General features: G+C 42.0%; 10 protein-coding genes. 4 read left to right on the top strand and 6 right to left on the bottom strand.

Annotation, left to right across the window (positions count from 1 at the left end):
• Positions 1-122 precede the first annotated feature (122 nt).
• Positions 123-254, bottom strand: a complete 132-nt coding sequence (locus LC605_RS33175) for a hypothetical protein (RefSeq protein WP_267868694.1) — start codon at positions 252-254, stop codon at positions 123-125.
• 562 nt (positions 255-816) lie between these two features.
• Between LC605_RS33175 and LC605_RS28205 the strand changes: the two genes are divergently transcribed.
• The 4 genes from LC605_RS28205 to LC605_RS28190 all read left to right on the top strand — a co-directional run bounded on the left by LC605_RS28205 (position 817) and on the right by LC605_RS28190 (position 4,575).
• On the top strand, positions 817-1,419 hold the full coding sequence (locus LC605_RS28205; protein WP_229550758.1) for a superoxide dismutase: 603 nt from the start codon (positions 817-819) through the stop codon (positions 1,417-1,419).
• A gap of 567 nt (positions 1,420-1,986) precedes the next feature.
• The gene (locus LC605_RS28200) at positions 1,987-2,193 is read left to right on the top strand and encodes a hypothetical protein (protein WP_229550757.1); all 207 of its coding nucleotides are present in this window, start codon (positions 1,987-1,989) and stop codon (positions 2,191-2,193) included.
• 139 nt (positions 2,194-2,332) lie between these two features.
• On the top strand, positions 2,333-3,469 hold the full coding sequence (locus LC605_RS28195; RefSeq protein WP_229550756.1) for an AIR synthase related protein: 1,137 nt from the start codon (positions 2,333-2,335) through the stop codon (positions 3,467-3,469).
• A 419-nt stretch (positions 3,470-3,888) separates the two neighbouring features.
• On the top strand, positions 3,889-4,575 hold the full coding sequence (locus tag LC605_RS28190; RefSeq protein ID WP_229550755.1) for a PHP domain-containing protein: 687 nt from the start codon (positions 3,889-3,891) through the stop codon (positions 4,573-4,575).
• A gap of 1,123 nt (positions 4,576-5,698) precedes the next feature.
• Here LC605_RS28190 and LC605_RS28185 read toward each other — a convergent pair.
• From LC605_RS28185 to LC605_RS28165, 5 genes are all read right to left on the bottom strand, one after another.
• Positions 5,699-6,697 (bottom strand): DnaJ C-terminal domain-containing protein, encoded by a 999-nt coding sequence (locus LC605_RS28185; protein ID WP_229550754.1) that lies wholly within the window; start codon positions 6,695-6,697, stop codon positions 5,699-5,701.
• A gap of 119 nt (positions 6,698-6,816) precedes the next feature.
• Positions 6,817-7,386, bottom strand: a complete 570-nt coding sequence (locus tag LC605_RS28180; protein ID WP_229550753.1) for an AAA family ATPase — start codon at positions 7,384-7,386, stop codon at positions 6,817-6,819.
• Between the two features lie 139 nt (positions 7,387-7,525).
• Positions 7,526-8,815, bottom strand: coding sequence for a glucose-1-phosphate adenylyltransferase (locus tag LC605_RS28175; protein ID WP_229550752.1), 1,290 nt, complete (start codon positions 8,813-8,815; stop codon positions 7,526-7,528).
• A gap of 512 nt (positions 8,816-9,327) precedes the next feature.
• Positions 9,328-9,699 carry a hypothetical protein gene (locus tag LC605_RS28170; RefSeq protein WP_229550751.1) on the bottom strand — a complete coding sequence of 124 codons (372 nt, stop codon included), beginning with the start codon at positions 9,697-9,699 and terminating at the stop codon, positions 9,328-9,330.
• 100 nt (positions 9,700-9,799) lie between these two features.
• A partial coding sequence (locus tag LC605_RS28165; RefSeq protein ID WP_369010374.1) for a WD40 repeat domain-containing protein occupies positions 9,800-10,309 on the bottom strand: 510 nt, incomplete at its 5' end.

The raw sequence follows: 10,309 nt of genomic DNA, 5'->3' as shown, positions 1-10,309 counted from the left end.
GGATGTCTGGTAGTACATCCAAGGCGGATAACTCCACTATTCAAGCGTGTCCATGCTGAAAGTAGGGTTGCTTAAAGCCGACGTTGCATAAGTCTGACTATATTTGACTATGCGATTTGGAACTATAACAGTCCAGCATTAACTAGCAGCGTTGTTTTATGGTTTGGAGTAATGTCACGATGCCCAAGTGCGATCGCCGTTAGACAAACTCCCACCACTAAATACAGAAAAGTAAATAGAGTAAAGTGTCTCATTAGTTTCTTTTTGTGCTTTGTAAGCAGGGCAGACTATAAGCCAAACGCTTCTCATAGCCAAAGTTAATTAATCTTACTAAAGGTAGAAGTGTTCAAAGCTTGAATTAATTCTCACATAGGACTCATATTTGATTTTTGAAAAAAGCCCGTACACCTCTAATTCTCTTCTTTCCTATTCCCTGTTCCCTCCCTAGGCAAATAATTTCTCCAAATCAAACCGGATTTCTATAGCAATCCTGAATTATTTTTGAACAAAGAAGTCTGCGACTTATTAGAGAATTCCGAAATATAAGCCTTACGATTGATGTGTTTGAAATCAGATTGCAATATGGGTCTTGAACTATGAAATATTAGCCATTTTTATTTATAGCCATTATTCCCTAGCGATTTGACTTATTAGAGGAAGACTTTGTTTTTATCTTCACTTTGGTAGTAGAATGACGATGTTAAGTTTTATGTTTCATTATGAAAGACATAAAACTGCCAAAAATAAAAACTGCTAATTTTCTAAGCTTCTGCAATAGCTTAAAACTGGAAACCGCTAAAGAGAGGATTTGACACAATGGCATTTGTACAGCCCCCCCTACCCTTCGACGTTAATGCTCTAGAGCCATATGGCATGAAAGCTGAAACCTTCGAGTATCACTATGGTAAGCATCACAAAGCTTATGTAGACAACCTTAACAAGCTCACTGAAGGTACTGAACTTGCTGATAAGTCTCTGGAAGAAGTAATCAAAATTTCTTTCAAAGACTCCTCGAAAGCGGGAATCTTCAACAATGCTGCTCAAGTTTGGAACCACACCTTCTTTTGGAGTTCCTTGAAGCCAGCAGGTGGCGGCGCACCGACTGGTGAACTTGCAGCCAAGATTGATCAAGATTTTGGCAGCCTCGACAAATTCAAGGAAGAGTTCTCTAACGCCGCCGCAACTCAATTCGGCAGTGGATGGTCTTGGTTGATTGATGATGGTGGCACTTTAAAGGTGATTAAGACACCAAATGCAGAGAATCCCCTAGCTTATGGTCAGAAGGCACTCTTAACCTTAGATGTTTGGGAACACGCCTATTACATTGACTACAAAAACGCCCGTCCAGCGTTCATCAAGAATTTCCTAGAACAGTTGGTGAACTGGGACTTTGTTGCTGAAAACTTAGCTAAAGCTTAATTAATTGACGCGACTTATTAACATTATTAACAGCCACAACAGTAGTCGTGGCTGTTTTTAATTAGCTAGAGGGGATTGCGAAGCTGACTATTCAGGTTATGTGGAAAAACCCACGAAAAACCTAACCCCCTTCCCGCGACAGAAAGGGAGAAATTGCAGCAAGTCTTGCTCCTAAGCTAATGAGCATTTAAGTTGCATAATACCAGGGATAGAGCCGCTCACTACAACCGAATCAGTCTGGAAAAGTGAATGACGATTAGCTTAGTACAGATGCAGCATAAAATTGTGGTCAATTGAGGGTTGAAATTTAAACGCATAGGCGCAACTCTACCAGACGCACTCGCGTTCGCCTTCCCGCAGGGTAGGAACGCAAAGGGAACCGCATAGGCGCTTCGCCTTCCCGTAGGGTAGGAACGCAAAGAGAATTCGCTACGAATTTATGAAATATTGTACTTAGTGTGATTGCATCCTAATGCCCGATCTCTTCAATAGCACTGAAACATACACGCAATTGGAGGTTTTCAGCATCTTGAGAGATAAAATAGTAACATTAAAATATAAAAGTATATGGATAGTAAAGAACTAGCGCAATACATCGAAGCAACGAATAGCATTAGCAAACCTTGGATATTAGTACAACTGCGCCTCAAAAAATTGCAAGAACGTCGAGCCACCCTTACAAACGATGTTTACACCAAAGAATTAGAAGATATTTACCAAGACTTAATGAATTTGGGGGAATGGTGGCGCGGTATTGAAGATGAGGTATTTTAAAGTGAGGAGTGAGGAGTTATGAGTTTTCTTAACTCCTCACTCCAAACTCCAAACTCCTAACTTTTAACTCCAAACTCCAAACTCCTAACTCCTAACTTTTAACTCCTAACTCCTAACTTTTAACTTAAAACGCAACCTGATGTCTCAAGCTCTCGATCAAGTCGATTACGATACTCTCGATGCCGCAAAACGACGCTTCATCGAAGCTGCAAAACGCACACTTGGCTTTGCAAGCGCTTATGGCATTGTGCCCGCGTCGGGTCTTGGAGCAAGCGCTAATGCTTTCAGCTTCAACCTCGCAGCCTTTGTAGAAGCAGGGGCTAGAGAACTTTCTATGACACTTGTACCTGAAGGACTTGGCACCGCAGACGATACCCGGCCTGACGACCTTTCCGAAGAGGAACTTCGACGATTTTGGTGGAACATTGGTATCAAGCTGATCTCGTGTCTGACCAATGATGCCGCAACTTCCGGTATGCAGACTATACTTCTTGGTCTTTATTTGCCGTCGAGTACTCCTGAAACGATTTTCACTCCCGCTTTCCTTGATGGGTTTTTGGATGGAGTGGTTGAGGGGTGCAAACGAGTAGGGTGTGTTTATCTCTCAGGGGAAACTCCTCAACTAAAAACTAAGATGATTTCAGGCCGACTCGATATCGCAGGCTCGGTTTTTGGGGTTATGCCGGCTGGTATCGCTCCCATTGATAGCTCGCGTCTAGATGCCGGGAATACCATTGTTCTCGTCGAGAGTTCGGGGCCCCATGAGAACGGCTTTACTCCACTGCGAAAGCTCGCTGAGTCCCTCCCTGATGGCTACAGAACAAAACTTCCAAGTGGGCAGGAGTTCTGGGAAGCGATGAATGCTGCGTCCTATCTGTACACGCCCCTTGTACAGGCGGTGCTTGACGAGGGAATTCGTCCCACTGCGATGGAGAACATTACTGGTCATGGCTGGCAAAAGCTGATGCGGTCGGTGAAGCCGCTCCGGTATGTCATCGAAAGGATGCTCCCAGTACCGGAGATATTTACCTTTGTTGAAGGTCATCTTCAGGGCGGGGCTGAGACGATGCTTTCGGTCTTCAATTACGGTGCAGGGTTTGCATTCTACACAGAGTCGCAGCAAGATGCAGAGAGGATCCTTCGACTCGCAAAAGAACATAAGCTGATGGCTGTGATTGCCGGAAGAGTTGAAGCGTCCCTTAGCCGCGAAGTAGTGGTAGAACCACTTGGAGTGACGTTGAAGGGAGATTCTTTTGGGATTGCGCGAGGGGTATAGTGATTCGTGAGCGATCGCCAGTTTTTTGAAACTATTTCGCTCAAGTCATTACTGATAACCTCTAAGGGTAGTTACGGAGATACATTAAAACTTTTACACATTAATTAAAGTTGAATTTCCGCCTTAGTAGGATAATTGCTCTACTAAGCCTTTACTATCTAAGTCATTTAGCAGAGAGATCTAAGCCTATTGATGAAATTATGGATGCAACATTTATTACCACTTAAATTTTAAGTAGTACCAAACACCCATGACTACGGAGGTTAAGATTTGCTAACGTAGTCTTAACATATTGGAAAATTTGCTGATCAAGCTGAGAAAGTAGCAACCAACACTAATTTTTATTATTGGGGTCTTTCTTATCTCTAGATATGGCGTTTTAGTGTGTTAGAAATATATATTTTTGTTCCGAGGGGGTTATGGCTGTAAATTTGGCCCGGACTACTGCTTCCACAGAACTTTTGAAGCAAGTATTCCATAACATTGATGCACATAGTTGTCCACGGTTATTCAACTTTCATATGCACACTGTGTATTCGGATGGGAGGTTGCAGCCGAGTGGACTGATGGAACAGGCGATCGCCATTGGGCTAAAAGGGTTAGCCATCACCGATCATCATGGTATTATCGGCTATCAAGCGGCCCTTACTTGGTTAGAAGACTGGAAGTGGAGTAATCCTGGTGCAAGCACTCCTCACCTGTGGAGTGGCGTGGAAATTAATGCCAACCTTTTGGATATAGAAGTTCACATTTTGGCTTACGCCTTTATACCAGAACACCCTAGTATGAAACCCTATCTCCAAAGAAGGGCGACTACAGGCCAAGAATATCAGGCAAGTAAGGTGATTGCCGCTATTCATGAAGCTGGGGGATTAGCTGTTCTGGCTCATCCAGCTCGTTACAAGCGATCGCATTTGGAATTAATTCCAGCTGCGGCCCAAAAGGGTATCGATGGCGTGGAAACTTTCTATGCCTACAATAACCCTAACCCCTGGAAACCAAGCATATTGGAATCAGAACAAGTGCAAAAGTTGGCTGATGAATACTTTCTTTTCAATACCTGTGGTACTGATACCCACGGTTTGAGCCTGCTACAACGCTTGTAAAGATGAATCGAATCAATTTTTTTCAACTCTCCTGGTTCAATCTGCCAGGAGGTTATTCTATTTTGGATTTTCAATAATCAAGCCTGATATAAATCTACATTAGACATCTGGTGAAATTAAATATGCCTTACGCAGAACCCTTGTAGAGACGTAGCAGTGCTACGTCTCTACTTTTTCACCAGATGTCTATTCGGCAGGTTAGTTTGAAAATTATCACATCAGGTATCACCATGCCAAGACAGAAAAATTGTGTGCTAAGGCTGAAACCCTGATCGCCTAAGCGTTTCAGTGATACTTATTTTCCTTACAAGATTTAAAAACCTACCCCCGGACTGGGGGAAAGTCTACGCCCAAAAAACTCTTGAGGAGATATGACTACGCCCTATAGGGCAAACGTGGTCAGCTGCGCGTACCTGAGAAATCAGGATATTAAGAGCGTAATCTCTTAAGAATCTCCGTACCTTTAGGTCAGAGAGTGTCAATCCTAACATAATTAGGACTTACGCAAGTGTCACAAAAAATAAAAGCTTTTAGTTTGTAGTAAGGGCTTCAGCCCCGATTTCGAGGACTAAAGTCCTCACTACAAACTAAAAATAATATGCCAGTTGCGTAAGTCCTACTCCCTTCCCGCCAGAAGAATACCTAATTTTTTTTTACGAACCGCCAAGGACGCCAAGGACACCAAGGAAGAGAGAGAAAAATCAATAGGTAATCTTCTAGGGGGAAGGGAGTAGTTAAACCAATTCGCAATTCGCTTTTTCGCCCATTCGCAATTACGTTTTGTGACGGGGATTTAGACCCCGACACAAAACGCGCTGCCTATATTGCTGGGGACTTAAACCCCCAAAGTTCGTTAAAAAAATTGACTTTGGCAAACAGCTTTACCCGGATTTCTCACAAAGGTTTAAACGATTAGCCCAAAACGCTTATGCCACTTAGACTTGAGATCAAATACCCCGTTCACATACTGCTGTGATTTATGCAGTGTCTAAAACGCTCAAAATCTAAGCCTGATAAAGGTTTGGTAATAGCGATCCCTAGGTTGGCAAGCTACGCAAAACTTGTGAGTAATCCGGGTTTACCCTTAACCCAAGCGTATTGCATTATATGCGTGGGCAATGCGTTACAGCCTGACTTGGTTCAAATGACTGCGGGGATTATAAGTACGTATAGCCCGGATTTTTTCATAATATTCCCGCTCTTGTTGGCTGAGGTCTTTTGGTGGAACGATCGCCACTTTCACCAACTGATCGCCGCGTTCACCCTTGGCGAGGGGCCAACCTTTGCCACGTAAACGCAGAGATTGACCAGAACGTACTCCTGCTGGTAGTTTGACATTAACTGAGCCATCGGGGGTGGGTACATCAATAGACGCTCCCAGAGTCGCTTCATCTGGTGTAATTGCCACTTCGCAAACAAGATTATCGCCTTCCATTTGGAAGAACGAGTGTGGAGTAAGTTCGACTTTTAAATACAAATCTCCTCGTTGTTGAGTCATCGGGTTGATTTGACCTTTACCCCGCACGCGCAAGCGAGTACCAGGTTTAGCTCCAGATGGGATACGAACATCAATTGTTTCGTTACCTAAACTAAAGCGCTTTTGCACACCATTAAATGCTTCAGCAAAAGTTAGAGTAATTGTAGCTTCACTATCCTGAGTAGTACCCCCACCTGCATCTTGAAACCCAAAATCGTTAAAGCCAGCAAAACCACTTGGGGCAGATCTAGAAGAAGTGCTGTAAGAATAACTTTGTCGTTCACTGCGAGGGGTAGCACCACCAAAGCGTCCTAGCAACTCATTGATGAATTCATCAAAATTGCCGTATTGACTGAAGTCAAAGTTACCCATGTCAGCGCCAACGCCGCCAGATGGAAAACCTTCACCAGCCTGTTTCCAATATTGGCCGAATTGGTCGTACTTTTTGCGTTTATCTGAGTCTGATACAACCTCGTAGGCTTCGCTAACCTCTTTGAAGCGTGCCTCTGCCTGTTTATTGTTTGGGTTGACATCAGGGTGATATTTGCGAGCTAGTTTACGAAAGGCTTGTTTAATTTCCTCCGGACTGGCAGTCTTACTAACTCCCAAAATAGCGTAATAGTCTTTGAAGTCGGTTGCAGCCATCTACCAGCCTCCTATAGAAATTCCCGTTATGTTTTTTTTTAAGAGAAGAGATATTAGTTTGCCCGGTATAATGCCAAGCGAAAAGAATCTGACTTTAAATTAACAAAGAATATAGAAAATCAAGTGTGGTTCTCGCTCATTGAGTGATCGCAATTTCCGTACTCCAATTTTTCTGATAAGCGGATCAGATTGTCTAGTCCTTCTTCCAGGCTTGGAGGAGCATCCCGGAGTTGGCGGTGCATCCGCAAGATAATTTCTTCAGGAACCTGGCGCGATCGCCTTTTATTGCGTGCCAAACACAGCCAAACTGGTGTATCCACCCAAATTGCCGTAATGTGGGTAAAGCCCAAGTCACGAGCTAAAGCAATGACCTCACGACGCTGACGGCGCTGGGCATTAGTGGCATCAAAAATTGCCGTTCTACCTGTAAAAATAGTTTCCTGAAATTGTCGTTTTACTTCCCGCCAAATCAGCAGCCACGGCCCCTGAACCCCTTGAGAACCGAATAATTGCCCCCGGATGGCATCCGTAGAAATCAGCGACACCTGGGGGCATTCTGCAAGTAAATATTTTGCCAAAGTTGACTTACCGCTACCTGGAAGACCAATTAGTAAAAAAAGTGAGGAGTGAGAAGTTAGGAGTGAAGAATTAAAACTGAGGAGTGAGGAGTAATCAGAATTTTTAGTCATTAACTCCCAACTCCCAACTCCCAACTCCCAACTCCCAACTCCCAACTCCTAACTCCTAACTCCAAACTCCCAACTCCCAACTCCCAACTCCCAACTCCCAACTCCTAACTCCTAACTCCTAACTCCTAACTCCTAACTATTAAATGATTGTTCCATCGTAAATTACAGCATTTTTCAACACGACAACAATGCCACTGCGAATGTAGAAACCTTGACTTTCGCGTTCAGCTTCTTGCACATTATCTTTATTAATAATTTTGACATCGTGACCGATGCGGGCATTTTTATCAATGATCGCACCGCGAATGATCGTGTCTGTACCGATACCTACGGGAATGTCATTTTCTACTAAGCTACATTGGCGTTCCACAGAAGCTTGGTAAAAATCTGCACCCATGAGCAAAGATTCTTCGATGATACAGCCAGATTCAATCCGCGATCGCACTCCCAAAACTGAATGTTGAATGCGGCAATTTTTCAAAATGCAACCTTCGCCGATAATTGATTCTGTTACCTGGCAATCTAGTAGTTTACTCGGAGGTAAGTAACGGGGGCGGGTATAAATTGGCGCTTGTTCATCGTAGAAACTAAAGGGTGGCTGAGGTTGCTGAGTCAGCGCTAGATTTGCATGATAAAATGCCTCGATTGTTCCAATATCTTCCCAGTAGTCCTCAAATAGATAAGCTTGAACGTTGTAATCTTTAGAGGCGTCAGGAATAATTTCTTTGCCGAAATCTGTCCGTTCTAAAGATTCTTTCAACAACTTGATCAAAACATCTTTTTTAAAGACATAAATCCCCATCGAAGCGATGTAGGGCTGCGATTGGGCTTGTTCTTTTGTCAATCCCAGGATAGTGGTATCGACACGCATTTTGGTTAAAGCTTCGCCTTTGGGTTTTTCGCTAAAGTCAATTACCCTACCAGAATCGTCAATTTTCATTAAACCAAAATCTGAGGCACGGCGCTCATCAATGGGAATGACCGAGAGAGTAATATCAGCATTTGTTTCTCTATGGCGCTGGATAAACAGGCGGTAATCCATGCGGTAGAGGTGATCTCCTGAGAGGATCAGATATTCCTCTGCATCCCATTCTTCCAACAGCCACAGATACTGACGCACAGCATCGGCTGTACCTTGGAACCAGTTAGGGTTTTCTGGCGTTTGCTGTGCAGCTAAGACTTCCACAAAGCCTTCGTTGAAGCCACTAAAGTTATAGGTGCGGGCGATATGGCGATTCAGAGAAGCTGAGTTGAATTGTGTCAGGACGTAGATTTTGAATATTTCGGAATTAATGCAGTTACTGACAGGGATATCGATTAAGCGATACTTCCCCGCCACTGGTACTGCTGGTTTAGCGCGGAGTTTGGTTAACGGGTAAAGCCGAGTACCCGCGCCACCACCAAGAATGATTGATAAAACTCTTTTCACAAAATTTCTCCCGACTGCCTTTCAACTCTCACTCTCAGTTTAGGACTGTCTGCCACCATAGGTAAGGGGGATCATCTGAATTCTTTCGGATGAATTTTATAATTACGATTTTTGGATATTAAGTAAGTTGGTGTGAAAAAAACCAAGTATGTTACGAAACGTAAATAGGCTTAAACCAATTCGCAATTACGTGAAAGTGACTCTTATTTAGACCCCGACACAAAACGCACTGCCTATATTGCTGGGGACTTAAACCCCCAAAGTTCGTTAAAACCCTTACTAATGAACAATGACAAATGACAGCCTTAGCCAGTTACCTTTAATTGCGCCGACTTCCTTAGTGCTATCACTAATAATCGATCCCTCGACAACGTATTAATTATTACCAATGCTTCTTTGCTCTCTATTCCTCTTTATGTCGTCTGTAAATCTAGTAAACACATATTTTGCTATAGTTTCTGTGATGCTAAAGTATCTTATGCTGCTCAAACAAAACAAAATAAATCTCCTTTTCACTCAGAAACTTTAAAAAATTCTGAGGCTGTATCCATCTGTTTACAAATCTCATCGTATTCCTTTAACAAAATATCAATTTTTTCTTTAATACTCATTCCTGTTAATACATTACTGGGTGTGCTTATCATTGAGAAGTTAACGATCCGTTCTCTAAGTTTTTGATTTCTTGCTAGACACTCTCTATAATCAGGTTGATTTGGATCACATTCCACTACCCTGAAAATAGATTCTGATTTCAAAATTTTTTCCTGTATTTCCTTTAGATAACTAAAGTACGTTTTTATTCTTTCTTCTGAATTTGGTTTATCCACAGAAGAACCGTCTAAAGCAAACTGTAAAATTTTTAACCCTGCTTCACTTGTATCCATTAGCCCTCCTAGTAATAATTAATTATTAGCTTTTTTAATTTGTGTTTGATCATCTCAACCTAATCATTGTGCGATTTGCGCTCGCCACATAGGTGATTTTTCAATTATTTAGAATACTATTTTGCTTTTTTTGCTTTATACAAAAATCACTAATTTTTTCTAAATCTTTATCTTTTTGTTTATGCATATCAATATAATTACTTCCTCGCTCGCAACTATACATAATAATATTATCAAGTTTCGGCATTTTTTGATTTTTACTTTTATCTGAAATAATTTGCCAAATCCTTACTGTTGTATCGGCATTTCCAGAAATTAATTCATTACTTATCTGGGGGTTGAAACTAATATACTGAACTTGATTTTCAGAACCTTTGATAATTTCCAATGGTTCATCTGGCAATTTTAATCCTGAAATAATATCTTTTACTTTCCATAATTCTATTGTTCCATCTTCACCTCCAGACGCTATAATTTTACCATCCTTGCTAAAGGCGATAGTATTTAAGTAGCCTTTATGCTTTGTCTTAATAATTGATACTAAATTATTTTTCAGATTTACTAACTTTACCGTGCCTTTATAATTACTAGATGCCAGAATTTCTCCGTC

This window comes from Nostoc sp. CHAB 5836, from assembly GCF_020829445.1.
Taxonomy (GTDB): Bacteria; Cyanobacteriota; Cyanobacteriia; order Cyanobacteriales; family Nostocaceae; genus Nostoc.
The sequence above is the reverse complement of the archived record's forward strand: the minus strand, read 5'-3'. Positions and strand labels throughout refer to the sequence as shown.

Bases quoted from the DNA above. Each gene is read 5' to 3' on its own strand.
- LC605_RS33175 (WP_267868694.1), bottom strand. From the start codon at position 254: ATGAGACACTTTACTCTATTTACTTTTCTGTATTTAGTGGTGGGAGTT.
- LC605_RS28205 (WP_229550758.1), top strand. From the start codon at position 817: ATGGCATTTGTACAGCCCCCCCTACCCTTCGACGTTAATGCTCTAGAG.
- LC605_RS28200 (WP_229550757.1), top strand. From the start codon at position 1,987: ATGGATAGTAAAGAACTAGCGCAATACATCGAAGCAACGAATAGCATT.
- LC605_RS28195 (WP_229550756.1), top strand. From the start codon at position 2,333: ATGTCTCAAGCTCTCGATCAAGTCGATTACGATACTCTCGATGCCGCA.
- LC605_RS28190 (WP_229550755.1), top strand. From the start codon at position 3,889: ATGGCTGTAAATTTGGCCCGGACTACTGCTTCCACAGAACTTTTGAAG.
- LC605_RS28185 (WP_229550754.1), bottom strand. From the start codon at position 6,697: ATGGCTGCAACCGACTTCAAAGACTATTACGCTATTTTGGGAGTTAGT.
- LC605_RS28180 (WP_229550753.1), bottom strand. From the start codon at position 7,386: ATGACTAAAAATTCTGATTACTCCTCACTCCTCAGTTTTAATTCTTCA.
- LC605_RS28170 (WP_229550751.1), bottom strand. From the start codon at position 9,699: ATGGATACAAGTGAAGCAGGGTTAAAAATTTTACAGTTTGCTTTAGAC.